This window comes from Micromonospora sp. NPDC023814 (assembly GCF_040639595.1).
Taxonomy (GTDB): Bacteria; Actinomycetota; Actinomycetes; order Mycobacteriales; family Micromonosporaceae; genus Micromonospora.
On record NZ_JBFAAF010000056.1, the window covers coordinates 29512 to 51356 of the forward strand.

General features: G+C 74.6%; 17 protein-coding genes. 1 reads left to right on the forward strand and 16 read right to left on the reverse strand.

Annotated elements, in window-relative coordinates; translation table 11 throughout:
- Positions 1–60: 60 nt before the first annotated feature.
- From AB0G14_RS25475 to AB0G14_RS25520, 10 genes are all read right to left on the reverse strand, one after another.
- Positions 61–543, reverse strand: coding sequence for a UDP-N-acetylglucosamine--LPS N-acetylglucosamine transferase (locus AB0G14_RS25475; RefSeq protein ID WP_357701423.1), 483 nt, complete (start codon positions 541–543; stop codon positions 61–63).
- A gap of 72 nt (positions 544–615) precedes the next feature.
- Positions 616–1890, reverse strand: a complete 1275-nt coding sequence (locus tag AB0G14_RS25480; protein WP_357701425.1) for a hypothetical protein — start codon at positions 1888–1890, stop codon at positions 616–618.
- Positions 1887–2789, reverse strand: coding sequence for a sulfotransferase domain-containing protein (locus tag AB0G14_RS25485; RefSeq protein ID WP_357701427.1), 903 nt, complete (start codon positions 2787–2789; stop codon positions 1887–1889). Before AB0G14_RS25485 ends, AB0G14_RS25480 begins: the two co-directional genes overlap by 4 nt.
- 8 nt (positions 2790–2797) lie before the next feature.
- Positions 2798–4396 carry a lipopolysaccharide biosynthesis protein gene (locus AB0G14_RS25490; RefSeq protein ID WP_357701429.1) on the reverse strand — a complete coding sequence of 533 codons (1599 nt, stop codon included), beginning with the start codon at positions 4394–4396 and terminating at the stop codon, positions 2798–2800.
- Positions 4393–5745: an O-antigen ligase family protein gene (locus tag AB0G14_RS25495; RefSeq protein WP_357701431.1), complete on the reverse strand. Its 1353-nt coding sequence runs from the start codon at positions 5743–5745 to the stop codon at positions 4393–4395. Before AB0G14_RS25495 ends, AB0G14_RS25490 begins: the two co-directional genes overlap by 4 nt.
- A gap of 3 nt (positions 5746–5748) precedes the next feature.
- Positions 5749–7359 carry a lipopolysaccharide biosynthesis protein gene (locus AB0G14_RS25500; RefSeq protein WP_357701433.1) on the reverse strand — a complete coding sequence of 537 codons (1611 nt, stop codon included), beginning with the start codon at positions 7357–7359 and terminating at the stop codon, positions 5749–5751.
- Positions 7352–7903, reverse strand: a complete 552-nt coding sequence (locus AB0G14_RS25505; RefSeq protein WP_357701435.1) for an acyltransferase — start codon at positions 7901–7903, stop codon at positions 7352–7354. The genes AB0G14_RS25500 and AB0G14_RS25505 overlap by 8 nt, the downstream gene beginning before the upstream one ends.
- A gap of 93 nt (positions 7904–7996) precedes the next feature.
- Complete coding sequence (locus AB0G14_RS25510) at positions 7997–9928, reverse strand: hypothetical protein (protein WP_357701458.1); 1932 nt, start codon at positions 9926–9928, stop codon at positions 7997–7999.
- Between the two features lie 212 nt (positions 9929–10140).
- The gene (locus AB0G14_RS25515) at positions 10141–11841 is read right to left on the reverse strand and encodes a glycosyl hydrolase (protein WP_357701437.1); all 1701 of its coding nucleotides are present in this window, start codon (positions 11839–11841) and stop codon (positions 10141–10143) included.
- Between the two features lie 153 nt (positions 11842–11994).
- Positions 11995–12819 (reverse strand): shikimate dehydrogenase, encoded by an 825-nt coding sequence (locus AB0G14_RS25520; protein WP_357701439.1) that lies wholly within the window; start codon positions 12817–12819, stop codon positions 11995–11997.
- A 129-nt stretch (positions 12820–12948) separates the two neighbouring features.
- Between AB0G14_RS25520 and AB0G14_RS25525 the strand changes: the two genes are divergently transcribed.
- Positions 12949–13509 (forward strand): peptidase inhibitor family I36 protein, encoded by a 561-nt coding sequence (locus tag AB0G14_RS25525; RefSeq protein WP_357701441.1) that lies wholly within the window; start codon positions 12949–12951, stop codon positions 13507–13509.
- A gap of 171 nt (positions 13510–13680) precedes the next feature.
- Here AB0G14_RS25525 and mltG read toward each other — a convergent pair whose 3' ends face one another.
- From mltG to AB0G14_RS25555, 6 genes are all read right to left on the reverse strand, one after another.
- The gene (gene mltG / locus AB0G14_RS25530) at positions 13681–14880 is read right to left on the reverse strand and encodes an endolytic transglycosylase MltG (RefSeq protein ID WP_357701444.1); all 1200 of its coding nucleotides are present in this window, start codon (positions 14878–14880) and stop codon (positions 13681–13683) included.
- Entirely contained in the window at positions 14877–15338 is a 462-nt protein-coding gene (gene ruvX, locus AB0G14_RS25535; protein WP_357701447.1) for a Holliday junction resolvase RuvX, read from the reverse strand. The genes mltG and ruvX overlap by 4 nt, the downstream gene beginning before the upstream one ends.
- Before the next feature lie 73 nt (positions 15339–15411).
- Positions 15412–18090 (reverse strand): alanine--tRNA ligase, encoded by a 2679-nt coding sequence (gene alaS / locus AB0G14_RS25540; protein ID WP_357701449.1) that lies wholly within the window; start codon positions 18088–18090, stop codon positions 15412–15414.
- Positions 18087–18392, reverse strand: coding sequence for a hypothetical protein (locus AB0G14_RS25545; protein WP_357457616.1), 306 nt, complete (start codon positions 18390–18392; stop codon positions 18087–18089). The genes alaS and AB0G14_RS25545 overlap by 4 nt, the downstream gene beginning before the upstream one ends.
- Before the next feature lie 24 nt (positions 18393–18416).
- Complete coding sequence (locus AB0G14_RS25550; protein WP_091095618.1) at positions 18417–18878, reverse strand: DUF948 domain-containing protein; 462 nt, start codon at positions 18876–18878, stop codon at positions 18417–18419.
- A 151-nt stretch (positions 18879–19029) separates the two neighbouring features.
- Complete coding sequence (locus AB0G14_RS25555) at positions 19030–19653, reverse strand: hypothetical protein (RefSeq protein ID WP_357701460.1); 624 nt, start codon at positions 19651–19653, stop codon at positions 19030–19032.
- Between the last annotated feature and the right edge of the window lie 2192 nt (positions 19654–21845).

Sequence of the window (21845 nt, forward strand, 5' to 3'; positions counted from 1 at the left end):
ACGGCCGGGGACGGCCGGGGGCGGCCCGGTGCGCGGGGGCGGTTCCGGTGCTCTCGGCGGTCACAGCAGGGTCCCCACGACGGTGGCCTCCGGGTACTGGCGGCGCTGCTCGTCCCACTGCACGAGCATCGCGGACAGGAACGGGCGGCAGAGCCGGGCGGTCAGGGTCGGGGTGTCGATCCGGTCGTACACCTCGATGTAGACGGTCGGGATGCGGCGCAGCCGGGCCAGCACCACGAACGGCACGGCGACCCCGGCGCCGGTGGTCACCACGGCGGCGACCCGGCGCGACCGCAGCACCCGCCAGGCGAGGACGGCGTTGCGCAGCAGGTTCGGCACGTTGCGGGTGGTCGGGTGGTGCGCCGGGACCAGGTCCTCACCGGCGAGCAGCGAGACCGCCTCGGGCGTGTCGAAGGTGACCCAGCAGCGGCGCCAGCGTTCGTACCACGGGCGCAGGGCGAGCAGTTGGGCCAGGTGGCCGCCGCTGGATCCCACCAGGAGCAGGACTCCGGGATCGCCGGCGTCCTCGGTTGTCGTTTCCACGCGACTCCCCACAACGTTCGCTTGGAGTTTCGGTCGGCGCCACGCGCCAGCAGATCACAGGTCTTCCGCCGGTCAAATAGGACGACCGGGCGACAGTCGTTTCTCGACGACGTCCAGCAGGGCGGGATGCAGCGCGGCGTTCCAGCCGGCGCCGGCGCCGGCGAGCCGCCACGTGCGCAGCCACATCTCCAGCAGGTAGCCGTCGGCCACCAGCCGGCGCGCCGCCGGCCCGAGCCCCAGCCCGCCGCCGTGGTGGTCGAGGTGGGCGTCGACGGCCCGCGCCGCCGTCGCCGCCGGCTCGCCCCGCAGCACCAGGGCGCGCTGGAACGCGTCGTGCGCCAGGTCGAAGCCCAGCGGCACGTCCGGCCCGCTGTGCTCCCAGTCCCAGGCGACCAGCCGGCCGGCGTGCACGCCCAGGTTCCAGGGCACCCAGTCGCCGTGCCAGTGCCCGAACTCGACGGCCGTGTCCCCGTGCCGGCGGGCCAGCGCGGCCACGGCGGCGACCGCCCGGGCCCCGTCGGGCGTGTCGGTGGCGGCCCGCTGCGCCTCGGCGGCGAGCCGGGCCAGGAAGGCCGACCCGGCCAACGGGCGCGGCGGCGCCGGCGGGCGGCCCCGGCGGGCCACCGCGAGCAGCGCCGCCAGCCGCGGCGGGTCGCCGGCCGGCACCCCCCGCACCTCCGGCGGCAGCGGCTCGACCAGCGCGATGACCTGCCCGGCCGCGGTCACCTCGGCCAGCAGCCGGGGCGCCACCGGGTGGTCGGGCGTCCCGGCCACCGCCGGCAGCTCGCGCAGGGCCGCCGCCTCGGCGGTCACCAACGCCCGGGTGGCGCCGTTCCAGCCGATCTTGGCGTAGCCGAGGGGCCGGCCGGCCGGGTCGAACAGTTGCAGGGTGGGCTTGTGGTTCGGGTCCGGCGGGCGGACGCCGCAGGCCGCGTACACCGACGGGCCGCCGAGCGCGCCGGCCAGCCGCCGCGCCAGCAGCACCTCGTCGGCGGCGAGCCCGTCGGGCAGCGACACGGTGAGGCGCGGGAACGGGGCCAGGTCGACCGCGCCGACCCGGGCGAACCCGCCGAGCGCGGCCCGCACCGCCCGCACCCTCGGCGGGCGCAACGCGTTGTACGCCAGCAGCGAGGCGGCCGTGGCGCGGGGCGCGCCGAGGGGCAGCAGGAACCGGGCCCGGGCGACCGACGGGACGACCGCGTACCGGGCGACGGCGCGGTGGCCGGGCGGCGGGGGGCCGCCCACGGTCAGGGCGAGCCGCTCGTCGCCGAACACCGCCCGGGTGACCCAGCCCAGCCCGTCCGTCCGGGACCGGGGATCGGCCGGCGCGGCGACCTGCGCCGTCACGCGGCCCGGTCCGCCCAGTCGAGGTCCAGCCCCAGCCGCTGCCGCAACGCGTCGTTGTACGGGCGGTAGTACTCGGTCAGCTCGGCGCGCACCACCGGCTCCAGGGGCGCCGAGCGGCGGTCGTTGTAGACCTTGAAGTCGGGCAGGTCGTGCGGGGGCAGGCCGAGGAAGTCCAGCGTCCGGCGGTAGGTGGACCGGGCGTCGCGGTAGAGGTCCTCGCTGGGCAGGAAGAGGATCTGCTCCGGGTCGAACCGTTCCAGCCACGGCTCCAGGTGCTCCAGGTAGCGGCCCCGGGCGCGGTAGGTGTACCAGTCGTACGGCTCGCTGAAGTACTCCGGTTCCGCGATCAGCCGCTCCCGCTCCCCTGCCGTGCGCTCCTCCTCGGCGGCGAGCGCGGCGGCGAAGTCGAGCGGCTCGATGCCGTGCGTCCGCCGCTCCTTCCAGTGCGAGTACGCCCGCTCCACCGGGTCGCGCAGCAGCACGATCAGCCGCACCGACGGCATCAGCGCGGCGACCCGCTGGGCGGCGAGGGGGTGGAACATGTACAGCGGCGCCGCCTCGCCGACCCGGACCGGCCCGCCGTGCCGCCGCTCCAGCGCCTCCCGCTGCCGCTGCGTCGGGAAGTGCGACCGGTACCAGGCCTCGCCGCGCCGCCAGTGCTCCTCGAAGTAGTGCGCGGACTTCGTGTTCCACGCCGGGAAGAGCCGGGGCACCAGCGGGTGCTGGATGAGGTAGTTCCACAGCGACGTCGTGCCGCCCCGTTTGGTGCCGATGATGAGGAAGTCCGGCAGGGGCCGCCGGTCGCTGGTGCGCACCCCGTAGTCGACGAGGGACTCCTTCACCCGGTTCGTCACCTGGGTCGGGACGAGCTGCTTCACCCGGTCACGGATGGACGGCACGACGGACCTCACCTGCCCTTCGAATCCTCCGGGGCGGGCCCGGCGGCGGCCGGGGCCGCCTCCCGCCGCCCACGGATCTGCACCATGGTCGCCCGGATGCGTCCCCGCACCCGGGGCAACGTCAGCAAGCCGACGCAGCCGGCGGCCAGCACGCCCACCGCCACCGTCAGCCCGCCGATCCCCCGCCCGCCGGCCAGCACCCCGACCGTCGCCGCGATCCCGACCCCGGCGACGGTGGCCGCCCCGGCCCGCAGCAGCGCCGCGTCGACCAGCGGCTGGCCGACCACGACCCGGGCGCAGCATGCCGCGGTGAGGTTCTCGGTGGCGATGCCGAGCGCCCAGGCCAGGGCCGCGCCGGTCGCCCCGTGCGCCGGGATCAGCCACAGGCCGAGGGAGACGGTGACCAGCAGCCCGGCCAGCGTGGCGGCCAGGTGCAGGCCGCTGCGACCGCCCATGAGCAGCAGGCTCTGCACGTTGCCGACCCCGGTGTTGACCAGCATGGCCAGCGCGAGCACGGTCATCGCGGGGGCGCCGGCGGTGAACTCCGGCCCGAAGAGCTGGAGGAACGCCAGGCCGAAGACGGCGAGCAGCAGGTAGACCGGCCAGGACAGCACCAGCCCCCAGGTGGTCAACTGCCGGTGCACGGCGGCCGCCGCGCCCCGCTCCCCCCGCCCGAGCAGCCGGGACAGCTGCGGCGACACCGCCACCCGCAGCCCCTGCATGGCCAGTTGGCCGGCGAGGATGTAGCGGCCGACGGCGCCGAACACGCCGGCGTCGGCCGGGCCGGCCAGCACCGAGGTGAGCAGCACGCCCACCCACATGTTGCCGGCGTCGATCGCCGCGGAGGCGGCGCGGGGCAGGGCGAACCGCCAGAAGGCCGACCAGTCGGCGCGCTGCGGCCGCAGCGCCGCGCCCCGGCCGACGCCGAGCGGGCCCGCGACCAGCGTCAGGCAGGCCAGCAGGGCGAGCGCCGCCGGCACCAGCCAGCCGGTCATGCCGGCGAGCAGGCCGCCGCCGGCGAGCACCGCCGCGCCGACCAGCACCGGCCGCGCCACCGGCAGCAGGAAGAACTGCACCCCGACGTACGCCCGGATGGGGCGGACGCAGCGCAGCGCGGCGAGCAGCAGCGTCATCGCCACCACCACCGGCACCGCGGCGAAACTGACCGCCAGCAGGGCCGCTCCGTCGGCGTCGGATCCGTCGAGCAGGCGCGGGGCGAGCGCGTCCGCGGCGAGCGCCCCGGCCACGGCGACGAGGACCGCGGCCAGCAGCGGCGGCAACAGCGCCACCGGCAGCACCCGGGCGGCGTCGCCGCCGGCGCCGGAGCGGCGGCGGGGCAGCGCCCACATCAGCCCGGTCTCCGCGCCGAGGGTGCAGACGGCGGTGGCGACGGTGACCACGCCGATCGCGGCGAAGAACGCGCCGGAGCCGACCGTGCCGTAGCCGCGGGTGATGACGACCGCGAGCAGGAAGCCGAAGAGGCCGCTGGTGGCCGCGCCGACCAGCCCGGCGGCCCCGCTGCGGGCGCTGCGCCGGGTCTCCGTGTCGTCGGCCGGCGGGCCGGCGGGGGCGACGGCGCCGGCCGGCGGGCGGGTGGCGGCGGTCATGCCGGCACCGCCTCCGGGCCGACCGGGCGGGGGTGGTGCGGCCGGACGGACGCCTCCCGCTCGGTGAGCACCATCGCGAAGGCGACGGCGAAGAAGGCGACCGCGAGGTTCTGGTTGGCCATGCCGTAGAAGGGGATCTGCACCAGGCAGATCACCGGCACCACGGACAGCCACTGCCCGGCGGCCGAGGTGGCGCGGGCACAGATCAACGCGGCGACGACGAACCAGGCGAGGAAGCACAGCAGCGCGGGGACGCCGTGACTGAACAGCACCATCCACAGCTGCCCCTGGGTGCCGATGGGCGCCTGGGCCGTGACGGTGTCCACGTTGACCGGCGCGCCGTAGCCGAGCCACGGCGACTCCTTCACCCGGCGGATCACCTCCACGTAGAGCGAGAGCCGGTCGGTGTTCGTGTCGCTGGACTCGACGCGGTTGCCGATCAGCTCGGCGATCGGGATGAACAGGGTGGCGACGCCGCCGATGACCACCACGCCGACGATCGACGCGGCCACCCGGACGTTGCCGCGCAGGGCGGCCCGGGCGCCGAGCACCGCGAGCCCGGCGCCGATGCTGAGGAACATCGCCCGGTTGAGCGTGAGGAAGGCCGGGACCAGCGACAGCGGCAGCGACGCCAGCAGCGCCCACCGCAGCGCGCCGCGCCGACGCAGCATGGTGAAGGCGACCATGCAGGGCAGGGTCATCGCGTACGCGCTGCCGAAGTTGTTCGTGTACGCGAACGGCGCGGCCGGCCGGTAGATCGGGTTCAGTGACCGCTCGCTGTACTCGGCGGTGCTCAGGTGGACCATGTCCCGGATGAACGGGTTGCCGGCCACGCCGCCCGGGAGCAGCATCTCCACCGGGGTGGTCAGCGCGAACCGGGGCGCCAGCACGCCCAGCCAGCCGAGTGCGACCAGCGCGAACCAGAACGCGCAGAGCGGCACGAGCACCGCGACCAGGTCGGCGCGTTCCCGGGCGACCGCGTAGACGTAGACGCCGACCACGAGCGCGGTGACGTAGAAGGCGAGCCGCAGGCCGAAGGTCAGCACCGAGGCCGGCGACTGGAGCTGGGTGGCGCTGACCAGGACGACGGCCAGGAACAGCAGCCAGATCCCGGCGGCCGGGGGCAGCGGCACCCGCCCCCGGATCACCAGCAGCGCGAACAGCAGCGCGCCGAGCAGCGGCCAGCCGAGATAGAACGCGCCGGTCAGCCACCAGAGCGGCACCAGGCCGAACATCGCCGCCAGCGGCCACAGCGGCAGCCGGGGCGGGGCCGGCTGCGGCGGCGGCGGGACGGCGCCGTCCGGGCCGCCGGCCGGCTCGCTCGTGGCCGGCGCGCGGGTGACGGGCACGGGTCAGCCCCGGCCGCTACGGGTCAGCACGAAGCCGAGCGGGGTGACGCCGGCGGCGCGCAGCCGCTCCACGAGCCGGCGCAGGTCGTTCTGCCGGGTGCGGTCGCGCTCGACCACCACCACCGCCGTGCCCTGCCGGGCGACGGCGACGCCGCGCTCGTCGGACTCGGCCGGCGGGGCGTTGAACAGCACGAGGCTGTGGTCGGCGCCCTGCCGCCAGGTGCCGAACCGGACGCTGCCCGCGCCCACGGTCACCGGGTCGGCGCCCGTCACCCGGCTGTTCGCGCCGCCCGCCGAGGAGGCGACCCGGGGCAGGGTGAGCGTGGCGTCCGGGTCGGTGGACGGGCGCGCGCCGGGCGGGTGCGGCGAGGGGCGGCGGGCCGCCGGCGGGGACGTGCCGCCGGCTGCCGCGTCCGCGGAGCCGGCCGGGCGGGGCTTGGGGACGGCGGGACGGGACGGGTCGGCCGTGGCGGGCAGCCGCTCCCGGTCGGCGAGCACCGTGTCGCGCAGCCGGTCGGCGCGGCCGCTGTCGTCGGCGACGAAGACCTCCCGGCCGACCGCCGCCAGGGCCACCGCCAGCCCGGCGGTGATGGCCGTCGCGTCCTCCTCGCGGGAGGTCAGCAGCGACACCCGGGCGGGCTGGCGCACCCGCTCGGCGATGGCCATCGCCACGTACCGGATGTCGGCGTCGACCGCCTCCTTGCGACCGCGCCACCCGCGGCTGCGCACCGTGCCGAGCAGCGGCAGGCCGGTGGCGTCGCGCCCGTCGTCCACCGACCGGATCCGCCGGTCGACGGACTCCCAGGCGTACGCCAGCACCACGCCGAGCAGCGTCCCGCCGAGCAGGCCGGCGAGCACGTAGAGCGGACGGTTCCCGGCGGAGGAGGCCAGGGCCCGCTCGGCGGTCTGGGTGACCCAGCCGGGGCTGACGTCGACGGCGGCGATCTCCGTACGCGCCGCGTTGAGCTGGGTGAGCTGGTTGTTGATGCCGGCCAGCTCGGTCACCGCCGCGTCGACGGCGCCCTCCCGGGCGTTGTTGACCCGCTTCTGCAGGGCGGCCTGCTGGGCGGCCACCTTGCCGATGCTCTCGTCGTACGAGCGCAGCATCTCCGCCCGCTGCTTCTCGTACATCGCCCGGCGCACGTCCAGGTAGGTCCGGGCGGCCAGGTTGACGCTCTCCACCGCCTGCTCGGCGGTCGGGGCCTGGTAGACAAAGCGCAGGATCTGCCCGCCGGTGGGCACCTCCACCTCCAGGGCGTCGCGCACCTCGCGCGGGTCCAGCCCGCCCGCGTCGGCGAGCCGCTGCACCACCTCGGTGCCGGTGGCGATGCCGCTCTCCACGTTCATGTTCACCGCCCGCTCGGCGTTGGCCCCGCTGGGCGTGAACGCGTCCGTGACGACGGGGCGGACCGCCACGACCGCGCTGGCGGTCACTGCGGCGGGGACGAGGAGCACGTACCCGAGCGCGGCGGCCAGGCCGATTGCGGCGACGGCCGCCACCAGCCGGATCCGGTGCAGCGGGACGCGGAGCAGGTCGGTCAGCGTGACGGTGCGGCCCGCCCCGCCACCGGTGGGGACGCCGGCGGACCAGGAAGCGGGAGGAACATCAGTCATGGAACTTCTTCACCGTCTGTTGTGGATTTCCGGCGACCACGACCCGCGGCGGCACGTCCGTGCGGACCACCGTGGCGGCGCCCACGACACTGTCCCGGCCGATCCGCACGCCCTTCATCACCAGGGCGTGCGCCCCGATCCACACGTTGTCCTCGATCGTGATCGGGGCGCGGGTGGCCGGGACGGGCGGGTCGTGCCGCTGCTCGGGCGGCAGGTTGTGGAAGTCGTTGTCCAGCAGCTCGCAGTCCGAGAGCAGGCACCGGTCGCCGATCGTGACCGACGTCCAGGTGCCGATCCAGGTGGCGTTCAGCAGGCAGTCGGCGCCGACCGTCACCTCGCCGGGGCCGGCGAAGCGGACCAGCTTGTTCACCCGGGTGCGGTCACCGATGCTCACCCGTACGCCCCGGCGCAGCCGGATCCGGCCGCGGATCTCCACGCCCCGGCCCAGCCTCAACCGGGGGTAGCACAGCCGGTACCAGCCGCGCTTGACCGCGAAGACGGCCCGCACTGCGAGCCCCCGGCGGATGCCACCCGCGCCGACCAACGACCCTCCCCACGTCGTGGGGCCGGCGACGGCTGATCCGTCACCGGCCCAACGTGAACAATCTACCGACGTCCCGTTACGAACGGTCGACCCTCACTGCACGGAGAAGAACGTCGACGGGGTCGACCACGTCACCCCGGCGGCCGCCGGGGAGATCACCGTGGCCGCCGTACCGTCGACCGCCGGGGCGGCCGTCGGGTCGAACGGAACGCTGCGCAGCGTCCCGTCGGTGGCGCCGTACACGATCCTGCCGGCGACCCAGGCCATGCCGCGCACGGTCGACCAGGTGACCCCGGTGGTCGGCAGGGTGAACTCGGTCGCGCCGAGGTAGTTGCCGTCGATCTCGAAGTAGCGGTAGTAGAGGCCGCTGGCGCCCGACCGGGTGTAGTACAGGCGACCGTCGAGATAGAACGCGCCGGTCATCGCCGCCGGGTTGAACCAGTCGTTGTAGCCGGACGCCTCCCACGGCACGCCGATCGCGCCGCCGTTGAACATCGAGATGTCGATCCGGCTGCCGGTGGGGGTGCCGGCGACCGTGTGCGACCAGTAGATCCGGTCGGCCACCCGCCAGGTGGCGCCGGCCGCCGTGTAGTTCGGCTGGCTGACCGTGGTCGGGGCGCCGACGGCGGTGCCGTCGAACGGGACCTTCGCCAGCTCGCCGGGCCCGGTGCCGACGTAGAGGTTGCCGGCGGTCGCGGTCGGCGCGTTCTTCGGGGTGATGGTGCGCCCGCCGACCAGCGGGAACATGCCGAGCCGGCCGTGGTACTCGTTGCCCATCCCGTCCGAGTTGTGGCCGAAGTAGAGGCCGTCGCTGCCGCGCCAGAGCACCGGCACCGACGAGCCCCAGTTGCTGGTGCCGGCCGGCATCGACGCGCTGCCGCTGCGGCGGGGGTTCCAGTTCACCGGCATGCCGGTGGCCGGGGTGACGGCGGCGATGCCGAGCCGGTCGATCGCGCCGTCGCCGGCCCGGTCGCTGGCGTTGGGGTTGTTCAGCCAGCGGAAGTGCCCGCCGAGGTAGATGACGTTGTCGGCGACCTCGACGGAGGTGATGGTGTCGTTGCCGGTGTAGTCGACCCAGGTGCCGAGCTGGCCGGCGCCCCGGGCGGCGGTCTCGAACCGCACCAACGCGTCGCAGTACGCGGCCGGCCAGCCCGCGCCGCCGTTGGTGCCGACGACGAACCAGCTGCTGTCGGCGCCGAACTTGACGTCCTGCACGTAGTGCACGAAGGTCGCCGGCGCCGCGCACGGCGGCACGAACTTCTCGGTGCTCCAGTCCAGCAGGGTCGGCGTGCCGGACAGGTCGACCAGCGCCATCTGGTTGCGCGGCAGGCCGTTGACGTACATGAAGTTGCCGCCGACGGCCAGGGTGGCGCCGTCGGGGGCGACGTCGATGGTCCAGACGTACGAGGTGGTGTCGTGGCGCCCGACGGTGGCGTTGACGTTGAAGGTCGGGTCGATCGCACCGGTGGTGGCGTTGAGCCGGCCCAGGCCGGCGTGCGCGGTGCCGTTGAGCCAGTTGAACGCGCCGGCCACGTAGAGGTGGTTGCCGTGCAGGGTCAGGTCGCGGACGGTGCCGCCGTCGGAGCGGCCGACCCAGCTGTCGACGATCGCGCCGGTGGCCGGGTCGAGCGCCACCAGGTTCTTGCGCGAGACGCCGTTGACGGTCTTGAAGGCGCCGCCGACGATCAGCGTGGCGCCGGGCCCGGCGACGAGCGTGTTGACCGCGCCGTCGAGCACCGGCAGGAAGGCGGTCGAGATCGTCCCGGTGGCCCGGTCGTACGCGAAGAGGTAGCGCTGCGTCGTCCACGCCGCGCTGGCGGTCTGCCGGATCTGGGTGAAGCTGCCGCCGACGTACACCATGGAGCCGACCTGCGCGAAGGCGCGGGTCTCGCCGTCCCTGGCGTGGGGGGTGGCGTCGGCGGGGTTCGCCGAGACCAAGGTCGCCGGTTCGGGGGCTGGCACCACGGCGGCCGAGGTCCCGGTGGGGACGGCCAGCACGGCGGCGACGGTCACCAGCGCGACCACCCCCGCCCGGGTGCGGAATCCGGCGGATCGCCGGAAGCGCGGGATTTCGGGCACGCTACGCCTCCAAGGTGGAAGAAGACCCGCGTAGCGTGCCTCGCCCACCCCGGTCGGCGATATCCGCCGATTGGGCGGTCAGTGCCTCCGCAAGCGACAGACCGTGTGTTCTGTCGGATGTCCGACTCTTCCGGTCGTCCGCCGGCCCGCGCCGGCAGTCAGCGACCGCCTCCTGTGGGCTGCCGCAGGTAGCTGTCGCGACCGGCGCGGGCGAACCCGGCCACCGCCGAGGCGTCGTGGTTCATCGTCATGTCGCACGTGCTCGACCGGCGGGTCATCCCGGCGGAGTTGAAGTAGATGGCGGCCTTGATCTTCGGGTGCGCCTTGAGCGCCGCCGGGAACTCCTCGAACCAGCGCCGCTTGGCGTCCGGGTCGGCCGCGTTGAAGTTGGTGCCGAACTCGGCGAGCATCCGCGGCTTGCCGACGCCGAGGCGGTGCTCGTCCAGCCAGCGGTAGAAGCCGCCGATGGTGGTGGCGGGGCTCTTCCACACGGTGCTGCCGTTGCAGACGTGGAAGTTGTACGGGTCGTAGCCCACCCAGTCGACGTACCGGTCGCCGGGGTAGAGGGCGGCGTACCGGTCGTAGTGGCCGGACCAGCCCATCATCGTCCACACCCAGACGGCGTTGTGGGCGCCCGCTGCGGCGAACCGGTCGTGCACGTGCCGCCAGGCGCGGACGAAGTCGGCGTCGCTGCCCTTCGCCGGCTCGTCCTCCGGCTCGTGGTCGAAGCCCATGAAGACCGGCACGCCGGTGTCGCGGATCCGCCCGGCGACCGCGTCGATGGTGGCGTCGTACCGGCCACTGTAGACGTCCTGCCAGGTCAGCACGGTGCCGGAGGAGAAGATGCGGGACTCCCAGGCGAAGAACATCAGCCGGCCCTCGCGCATCTGCTGCCGCTGGTAGGCGTCCGGGAACGCGCCGTTGCTGCCGGTGCCGGAGAAGTCGTGGTAGCGGTGCACGATGTCGAACGTCCGCCCGACCTGCGCCTCCACCTCGGCGACCGCCGCCCCGTGGTCCCACCCGTCGGCAGCGCCGGCCGGGGAGTACATCCCCCACCAGGCGCCGCACGAGGGGACCAGCTTGCCCGACACCTCGCCGCACCGCCCGGTGCCGCCGGACGGGCTCGCCGACGGGCCCGGCGTGGCACGGGTCGGGCTGGCGCTGGGGGTCGGCCGTGGCGCGGGCGTGGGCGCCACCGTCCGGCTCGGCGAGGGGGCGGCGCTGGTCACCGCCGGCGTGGGCGGGGTGCCGACGTCGTAGCGGATCTCCAGGCGCGGGCGCAGGTCGGGGTTGCGGTTCTCCGTCGACGCCCAGTAGATCCGTGTTTCCAGGCCGGTCTGGGCCAGCGAGACCGTCCAGGTGCCGTTCCCCCTGACCAGCGCCGAGACGTCCCACTCGTTGAAGCCCGCCGCCACCGGGGACACGGCGTCCAGGGCCGGGCCCGGCGACGTCGGCGCCGGGCGCGCCGCGCCGGCGTCGGCTGTGGACGCGTGCGCGGTCACCGTCGCGGGGAGCTTCTGCCAGGCGTGCACCCGCAGCGTGGACCTGATGTTGACGGCGGACGCCGGCAGGCTGGTCACCGCGAACCGGATGACCGCCTCCCGAGCCCCGCGCGGGTTGCCGTCGCAGCGGGCCGCGCAGGTCGCCAGCGTGGTCTTCGCGCCGTTGTCGCCGTCCTGCGGCACCGTCGTCGCCGTCGTGTCCGCCGTCGCCCGGATCGACACGTCGTCGGCGGCCAGCAGCGGCACCGTGGTGGCGGCGATGCCGGCGACCACGGTGGTGCCGACCACGCCGAGCAGCACGGCCTTGCGCCGTGGGCCGTGGTACCGGGTGCGGCGGTGCAGTCCGTGCCTGCTCAAGGAACACTCCCTGTGTCTTGGGCGGTGACGCTCAGCAGCGTATCCACGACCACAACGTGACGTGGGCAGGACAGCGGGACGTAAGCGCGTCTTAACCGTCGCCTAAGGATGCACCGGAGAACCACAGGGGAGGGTCCCGTCCGGCGGGGACGGTCAGGCGGCGCGGGCGGCGGCCAGCGCGGCGGCCATCGCCGCCCGGGGCGCGGCGACGCCCGTGAAGTGCTCGAACTGGCCGACCGCCTGGGCCAGGAGGAGGTCGAGCCCGGAGACGATCCGGCAGCCGGCGGCCTGGGCGGACGCGGCCAGCGGCGTCGGCCACGGGTCGTAGAGCGCGTCGAAGAGCACCGTCTCCGGCCGCCAGGCGACGGTCTCCGCGAGCGGGTCGGCGACGCCCTTCGGCACGGTCGAGACCACCACGTCGGCGCGGCACCGGTCGGCCGCGTCGACCCAGGGCGCGCCGGCCATCTCCACGCCGACCGCGCGCGCCACCGGGCGCAGCTCCTCGACCGCCGCCGGGCGGCGGGCCACCACGGTCACGGCGCGGGCGTCCAGCCGCCCCGCAGCCGCCACCGCCGCCCGCGCCGTTCCGCCCGCGCCCAGCACGGTCACCGTCGCACCGGGGCGCACCCCGGCGTCGGTGAGCACCTCGACCATGCCGACGACGTCGGTGTTGTCGGCGTACCAGGAGCCGTCCGGGCGGCGTACCAGCGTGTTGGCGGCGCCGACGGCGGCGGCGACCGGCGAGACCTCGGCGGCCACCGCGAGCGCCGCCTCCTTGCCCGGCATCGTCACCGACAGCCCGGCCCACTCCGGGCCCAGGCCGGCGACCACGTCCGGCAGCTCCGCCGCGGCGCACTCGATCCGGGTGTACGACCACCCGCTCAGCCCCGCCGCCGCGTAGCCGGCGTTGTGGATCACCGGAGAGAGCGAGTGCGCGATGGGCTTGCCGAGCACCCCCGCCCGCCGTACGGCCGTCACTAATTCCCCCGAACAAGCAGTGGTGCACCGCTGCCAATTGGCAGTCCATCCGAACACTAGCAGCGCAAGTTGTCAGGCGGCCAGGTTATCGCCCGCCACCACCCTCGGGCATCACCAGCCGATCCATCCGTGAACCGTCTGAGCCGAAGCAATCATCTCTTGCTACAAGCCATCCGCATCTGTAAATTTGCAACCACAGTCCGGCCGGCAGACAAGTCCAGGTTCGCCTGCTCCTATGGGCCCGCGGCGCAACCGAACGGGAGGAACAAGTTGAGCTTGACCCGAAGAATATTGGCAATCTTCTGCGCCCTGACGGTCGCTTCGATTCTCGGCTTACCCGGGACCGCCAATGCGAAGGCCCCAGCCGGGGACGCGGCCATAACGGCCGCTTGGGACTGCCCTGTGGGCGATATCTGCATCTGGTCCGGCGACAACGGAACCGGCTCGCGCTGCAACTGGGCCAACGCAGACAACGACTGGCGCTCGGGAAGCATTGCGTGCTCGTGGTCGGCAACCAGTCCTGTGAAATCTATGTGGAACCGCGGAACCAGCTCAAGCTACACAGTAGTCGCGCTCTATCACGGCGCAGACTACAGTAATCTCTGGGGCTGCCTTGGACAAAACGGCGGCAATTGGACGGGCATCGGCGTATACCTTCGCTCGCATCGCTGGGCCTCCAGCTGCAATTAGAAACCGGCCGAGGTTACGCCCAGGCACTCGCCGACGAAATGGCGATCAACCGCTAATAGGGAAATGAGTTCACCACGAAGCGCACCCTCTGCTCGGCTTTCCAAACATTAGCCGCCGCAGAGGGTGCGCTATCGGGCTTGCCGAGCACCCCTGCCCGCCATACAGCCATCATCAGATGACCCCGGCCTCCTTGGCCTTGACCTTGTTCCGCTCGTGCTCCTCGATCGTCTCCGCGAAGGCCGAGTGCCCCTGCTTGTCGATCGCCACGAAGAAGAGCCACTTGCCGTCCGGCGGATCCATCGCGCCCTCCATGGCCTGCTTGCCAGGGTTGTTGATCGGGGTGGGCACCAAGCCCCGCAGCTTGCGGCTGTACGGGTTCTTGGTGTCGAGCAACTCCTCCTCGGTCATCTGGGCGGAGGTCTTGGTGTCCTGGCCGGTCAGCTCGAGGTAGTAGTTGACCGTGACGTCCATCTCCAGGCAGTTGCAGGGAAACTCGCCGAACACCCGGTTGTAGGCCACCCGGGCGACCTTGCCCAGGTCGTCCTTGTTGCCGGCCTCGGCCTGCGCCAGCGACGCGACGATCAGCGCCTCGTACGGGCTAATGCCGCCGCGCTCCTTCTGCACCCGGTCGGCGAACTGCATCTCCCCGGTGACGGCGAGGAAGTTCTCGACCATCAGCGTCAAGATGGTCTCGGCGGTCGCCTTCGGCGGGATCTCGTAGGTGTCGGGGTAGAGGAAGCCCTCGATCGACGGCTTGACCTTCTTGCCGTCGGTGCGCTTGAACCACCAGTCCGGCACGCCGAGCGCGAGCGGGTCCTTCGCCGCCGCCTCGAAGTCCTTCACCGGGATCTTGGTCTCCTTGGAGAGCAGCTGGTAGACGTTCTTCGCCGTCCGACCCTCCGGGATGGTGACCCCGTTGACGATCCGGTTCTTCAGGTCGAGCATCGCGGTGACCGCGCTCTCGCCGCTCATCTGCTTGCGCAGCTTGTAGGTGCCCGGCTGGATGTTCTTGCTGCGCGAGTTGGCCTCGGCGGCCTCGATGAACGCCTTGGCGCTCTTCACCACGTCGGCGGCGACCAGCGCGTCGGCCATGTCGGCGATCAGCGCGCCCTGCTTGATCTCGACCGTCACCTCGCCGGTGCCCGCGCCGTCGTAGTCGGGCGTGACGAAGTAGCCCTGGATCCGGTCGAAGCCGTAGAAGGCGCCGCCCCCGATCCCGCCCAGCAGGACCAGGGCGAGCAGCAGGGCCAGGACCGTCCTGCCCCGCCCGCCGCCGGAGCGCCCGTCGCGCTTACGCATGGCACTGCGCCGGTGTTTGCCCTTCTCCCCCCGCTCCTGCTCGTCGAACCCGAGGTCCAGATCGTCGATCATCGTGTCCGCCTCCGCTGCGCGTCCAGCCAGCTCTGCAGAATCTCCACCGCGGCAGCCTGGTCGACCACCGCCCGTTGCCGTTTCCCCCGGACACCACGCTCGGCAAGCCTACGAGACGCCACGACCGTGGACATCCTCTCGTCGGTGAGCGCCACCGGAACGGGCGCTATTACATCAGCCAGTCGGTCAGCGTACGCCTTCACGTGGACGGCCGCCGGGCCGTGCTTGCCGGCGAGATTGACCGGAAGGCCGACGACGACCTCGACCGCCTCGTGCTCGGCCACCAGCGCGGCGAGCTCGGCGATGTCGCTCGGCACCGCGTCCGGGCCCGTCGTGAGGTCGCGGGCGAGGGTGACCAGCGGGGTGGCCAGCACCGCGTGCGGGTCGGAGCGCGACACCCCCACCCGGACCTGCCCGACGTCCACGCCGAGCCGGACGCCGTGGGACAACTCGCTCACCGTCGGTAACTCCCCCCGAAACGGCGAACCAGGGCGGACCATCCCGGTCCGCCCTGGTCGCTGCGGTCTCGCATCACGCCTCGGCGATCGCCTTCTCGACCGTGAGCAGCAGGTTCGGCGCTTCCGCCGCCGGCAGGCCGCCGCCCTGGGCCAGGTCGGGGTTGCCGCCCCCGCGCCCGGAGAAGGCCGCCTTGACCAGGTCGGAGGCGGACAGGCCCCGGCCGCGGGCGGCCGGGTTCACCGCCACCACCAGGGACGCCTTGCCGTTGGCCCGGGCCGCCACCGCCACGACCGCCGGCCGCGCCGGGTCGATCTTGCCCCGGATCTCCTGGGCGAGCGTCCGCACGTCGTTGCCGGCCGCACCCTCCGGCGCCTCGGTGCCCACGTACGCGACCCCGCGCACGTCCTTCGCCTGCGCCGCCAGCGCCGCCGCGCCGCCGAGCACGAGCTGGGCGCGCAGCTTCTCCAGCTCCTTCTCGGCGTCGCGCAGCTGCGTCACGGTCTGCTCGACCCGGTCGGCGACCTGGTCGTTGGGCACCCGGTACAGCTCGGCGAGGCGGGACACCAGCAGGTGCTCGCGGGCCAGGAAGTGGAAGGCGTCCATGCCGACCAGCGCCTCGACCCGGCGCACCCCGGAGCCGATCGACGACTCGGAGAGGATCTTGACCAGGCCGAGCTGGCCCGAGCGGGCGACGTGGGTGCCGCCACACAGCTCCCGGGCGTAGTCGCCGACCTCGACGACCCGCACCTCCTCGCCGTACTTCTCGCCGAACAGCGCCATCGCGCCGATCCGCCGCGCCTCCTCCAGGGAGGTGACGAAGGCGTGCACCTCCAGGTCGGCGAGGAGCACCTCGTTGACCTGCTGCTCGACGTCGCGCAGCACGCTCGGCGCCACCCCGGTGGGGGTGTTGAAGTCGAAGCGCAGCCGCCCGGGGGCGTTCAGCGAACCGGCCTGGGTCGCGGACTCGCCGAGGAAGTTGCGCATGGTCTGGTGCACCAGGTGGGTTGCGGTGTGCGACCGGGAGATGGCCCGCCGGCGGGTGGTGTCGATCTCCGCGTAGCCGGTCTCCCCCGCCCGCACCTCGCCCCGGACCACCCGGGCGCGGTGCACGATCAGGCCGGGCACCGGCTGCTGCACGTCGAGCACCTCGACCTGGCCGCCGCCGACCGTGATCATGCCCAGGTCGGGCTGCTGCCCGCCGCCCTCGGCGTAGAACGGGGTGGCGTCGAGCACCAGCTCGACCGTGTCGCCCTCGACCGCCGCCTGGCGGGGGCCGTCGACGCCGAGCACCGCCCGCACCGTCGACTCCCGGGACACCTCGCTGTAGCCGGTGAACGTCACCGGCCCGCCCGAGTCGAGCACCGACCGGTACGCCGACAGGTCGGTGTGCCCGGTCTTGCGCGCCTGGGCGTCGGCCTTGGCCCGGGCCCGCTGGTCGGCCATCAGCCGGCGGAAGCCCTCGGCGTCGACCTGGAGCCCCTGCTCGGCCGCGATCTCCAGGGTCAGGTCGATCGGGAAGCCGTACGTGTCGTGCAGCTGGAACGCCTTCTCGCCGGAGAGCGCCTTCTGACCGGCGGTCCGGGTCTCGGCGATCGCCGTGTCCAGGATCGTCGTGCCGGCGCGCAGGGTGGACAGGAACGCGTCCTCCTCCGCGTACGCGTAGTCGGCGATCCGGTCGAAGTCGGCGGCCAGCTCCGGGTACGACGGGGACATGCAGTCCCGGGCCACCGGCAGCAGCTCGGGCAGCGCCCGCTCCTGCCAGCCGAGCAGCCGCACGGCCCGGATCGCCCGCCGCATGATGCGCCGCAGCACGTAGCCGCGCCCCTCGTTGCTCGGGGTGACCCCGTCGCCGATCAGCATCAGCGCGGTACGCACGTGGTCGGCGATCACCCGCAGCCGGACGTCGTCCGGGTGCGACTCGCTGGCGACGTGGCCGGAGCGGGCGCCGTAGCGCTTGCCGGTCAGCTCGGCGGCCTTGTCGAGGACCGGCCGGACCTCGTCGATCTCGTAGAGGTTGTCGACGCCCTGGAGGATGGATGCCATCCGCTCCAGGCCCATGCCCGTGTCGATGTTCTTCGCCGGCAGGTCGCCGAGGATCGGGTAGTCCTCCTTGCCGGTGCCCGGGCCCCGCTCGAACTGCATGAAGACGAGGTTCCAGAACTCCATGTAGCGGTCCTCGTCGACCGCCGGGCCGCCCTCGCGGCCGTACTCCGGACCGCGGTCGTAGAACAGCTCGGAGCACGGGCCGCACGGGCCGGGGATGCCCATCGACCAGAAGTTGTCCGCCTTGCCCCGGCGCACGATCCGCTGGGCGGGCACGCCCACGGAGCGCCAGATGTCGTACGCCTCGTCGTCGTCCAGGTAGACCGTCGGCCAGATCCGCTCCGGGTCGAGGCCGAACCCGCCCTGCTCCTGCGACTTGGTGACCAGGTCCCAGGCGAGCGGGATCGCCCCGTCCTTGAAGTAGTCACCGAAGGAGAAGTTGCCGTTCATCTGGAAGAACGTGCCGTGTCGGCTGGTCTTGCCGACCTCGTCGATGTCGGGCGTACGGATGCACTTCTGCACGCTGACGGCCCGCCGGTACGGCGGGGTCTGCTGCCCCAGGAAGTAGGGGACGAACTGCACCATGCCGGCGTTGACGAACAGCAGGTTCGGGTCGCTGATGGCGGGCAGCGGAGCGGACGGCACCACGGCATGGCCGTTCGCCTCGAAGTGGGCGAGGTACCGCCGCTTGATCTCCGCCGTCTTCATCGCTGGTGTTCCTCCGGAAAGATTTCTCGGTCGCCGATGCGCGGGTCCTCCCGCAACTCGGCGAACTGGTCGTCGAACGCCTCGCCCTGGGCGAACGCCTCGTGGATCTCCTGCTCGCGCTCGGCCATCCCGATCCGGACGTCCTCCACGAAGCTACGCAGCGACTCCGCCAGCCCGCCAGCGGATTCGGACAACGTGCTGGCGATGCCGGCCGGGGTGTACGACTGCGCGGTGCGGGTCGCCTTGCGGACCACGACCACGCCGACGGCCAACCCGATGCCGAGCCAGAACAAGCGCCTCATTCCCCAGCCCTCCTGGTCGTGCCGTCAGCGGTTGCCGCGCTTGGCGGCCCGCCGCTGCTGCTTGATGGTGTCGCGTACCTCGCGCTCGGTCTCGGCGTGCCGGCGGGCGGCGGCGGCCTTGCGCACGCCGTAGCCGAAGGCGGCCACCTTGACCAACGGGTTGGCGGCGGCGGCGGAGACGACGGTGGCCAGGTTCGCGACGTTGGCGGTGACGTTCTGCGCGTGGCTGGTCATGGTGTCGACCTTGGCGAGCTGCAGGTTCACCCCGTCCAGGGAGGTCTGCACCTGCTCCAGGGCCGTGTTCACGTTCTTCACCGTGGTGTTGACGTCGCCCAGCAGCGGCGCGGTGCGGTCGTTGAGGTCGTTGATCATGCGGGTGGTCGCGTCCACGGTGTGCCGCAGCCGCAGGATGGGCAGCGTCAGGATCAACACCAGCATCGCGAACGCGATCGCCGCGATCAGCGCCGCGACCTCTCCAAAGTCCACGCCTGTCCTCCTCAAGCAGGGGTCCCGGGGACCGGACGTCCCCGGAACGCGCGACCGTTGTGCCCACACCGCCGCCCGGCGACCCGCAGGGGCCAGCGGGGGCTGGCGGATCCGCCAGCCCCAGACCCTACCGTCCGTGATGGAAACCGGCTCAGGACGGTGAGGGTGTCGGTGAGCCGAGCGGATCCTCGCTGAACGTCGGGAAGGGATCCTCGCCCGTGAGCGACGGGTCGATGCTCGGCTGCGGCCGGGTTCGCTCGTCGTCGATCGCGTTGCGCACCTTCACCGACACCAACGATCCGGCGCACTGCTGCGCAGCGGCCGACGGATCGGGCGACGGCTGCACGGCCGGTGCCCCGTCCACCGGTGGCGGCGCGCAGGTCGGCTCGCGCACCCAGAGGTCGAGGGTCAGCTCGTCCCGGCGCCAGCAGGTGTAGCTCCCCTTCTCCGACTGCTCGGGGCAGCGGGTCACCTGCCACGGCCGCCAGCCGTCCTCGGTCAGCGCCCGCTCGTAGACCTGCGCGGTCTCCTCCGGTGACCGTTCCGAGGTGATGGTGCGTTCGCGCAGCCGGCAGTCGAGCAGGCACCACCGGCTGCCGGTGACGTCGTCGACCGTCTTCGCCGCCGCCCAGCCCGGCACGTCCAGCTCGTCGAGGGTGTCGAAGACCGGGTCGCGGCTGAGCGTGCGGATGCCGAAGAAGAGCGGGATCGCGCCGAGAAGCAGCACGCTGACCAGGGCCAGGACGCCCATCCGCAGCCGGCGCCGCTCGCGCATCTGCCGCCGCAGTTCGGACCGCGCGCCGCGCAGCCCGCCGGAGGCGGGGGCGTCGTCGTCGGGCGACTCCGGCTCCGCGGCCTGCCGCAGCGCCGGCCCGTCCGCCGGCCCCGGCCCGACGGCGGAGGGATCGGCGGACGGTACGACCGAGACGGCGGCCCGGGCCACCGGCGGCCCGCCGGCGGGTCCCGGCGGCGGCACCGGCGGGACGCCCGCCGGCTCCGGTCGCCCGGGGTCACGGGGCGGCGGCAGGGCGCGCCCGGTGGCGCGGTCCTCCGGTCCGGGCCGGGGTGCCGGGGCGGCGGCGCGGGCCACGCCGGTCGGCCCGGCCGGCGCGCCAGGTCCGGCGATGCCCGGGCCGGCGGTGCCAGGGCCCACGGTGCCCGGGCCGGCGGTGCCGGGCGGAGTCGTGGGGGCCGGCGTCCCGCCGGCGTGGGTGGCCCCGAGCGGCATCCCGCCGGCGTCGGGGGCCCCGGGCGGCGGCACGGCGGCCCGACCTGGCGCGGCGTCGGGTCGCGCGGCGCCCCGGACCGGCCCGACCTGGGTCACGTCGGGACGGGCCCGGCCACCCGGGCGCGCCTCGCCTTCGAGCGGTCCAGCCGGCGCCGGTCGCGCGGCGCCTCGCGCCGGCGGCGGACCGGAGGGTGCGCCGTCGGCCGGCCGGGGCGGTTCGGAACCGGGCCGGGCCCGGCCCGTCACCTGTCCGGTGTCGTCGCCGGGGACCGGCGGCCGTGCGCCGGGGCGGGCCCGGCCGGCGGGGGCGCGGCCGGTACCGGCGCCGCGCTGCTCGGAATCGGGTGCCACCGGCGGGTCGCCCGGGACGGGCGGCGCCGCCGGTGGCTTGACGGTCGGCAGGGCGGGGTCGGTGTGGTGGGTGCGGCCGGCCTGCCGGAGCCAGTCGGCCGGGCGCTCCGGCCGGCCGCCCCGGGGCTCGCCGGGGGCGGGTCGCCGCCGGCCCGGTTCCCCCTCGCCGGGTGCCACGCGGCGCCCCGGCCCGGCGTTCTCTTCCTCGTCCGGGCTCGTCCGGTGCCCCCGGACACGGCCGACCGGGGCCTCCGCACGACCGGTGGGCGGCGCGGCGGGGCCGCCGTCCGCACGACCAGTGGGCGGCGCGGCGGGGCCGCCGTCCGCACGACCGGTGGGCGGCGCCGCGGGGCCGCCGTCCGCACGGCGGGTGGGCGCGGAGGCGGGACGGCCCTGCGCGGGCACCGACCCGACGCCGGGCGGCGCGGGGGGCGCGCCGGGCACCGGCGGGGCATTGCCGGAACGGGGCACCACCGGCTCGTCCGGCTCGGCGGCGCGGCGTCGACCGGCCGGGCCGGGACGGCGGCGGTCGGGCGCGCCCACGCCCGGCGCGTCGCCGGGGGCGGCGGTCGGCGGGGCGGCCATCGGCGCGCGCCCGGTCGCCTCGGTCGGCGCGGGGCCGCCGGCGTCGACCGGTCCGCGCCGCAGCCGACCGGCACGGGGGTCAGGCTCGTCGGCCGGGACGCCGCGCAGCTCGCCGGTCGGCGGGCCGAGGGACGGCTGGGCGGCACCGGGTGGCGGGACGGCGACCCGGGCGGCGCCGACGGGACCTCCCGGGCGGCCGGAGGCGCCCGGCGCCGGCGCGGCGCCCGGCGCGGGGGCCCGACCGGAACGCCTGCCCGGCGGTACCGGATCCACCGGCGCCGCGGCAGGCGGAGCGCCCGGAGCGACCACCGGCGCACCCGCGGGCGGCCCGGATCGCGGAGCCCCGGCCGGCCCCGGGTGCGGACGGACGGGCGGACCGGCGGGCGAGTGCGCCGACGGACCGGCGGGTACGGCCGGCGGGCCGAGGGGCGTACCGGCCGGCGGGCCGACGGGTGGACGCGGGCCGGTGGGCACATCGGCCGACGGGCCGACGGGCGGACGCGGGCCGCCCGGCGCACCGCCCTGACGGCCCGTGGCCGGGCCGCCCTGCGGGCCGGTCGGGGGGCCCGAGTCGGGTCGGGGGCGTCGGTCGGGCCCGTCCGGCCCGGGCTGCGGTCGCCCGGCCGCCGGGGCCCGGCGCGCGGACTCCGGTGCGGAGGCGGGGGCCGCCGGGCCGGCCGGGCCGGGGCCCCGCTGGGGCGGCCCGGGAGGGTCGGCCGGCCGGGGGCCCCCCGAGCCCACGACCGCCGGGTACGCCCCAAGCGAGCAGGCCCGCGAGGGGAGAGGGGGGGGCGCCCCGGCAG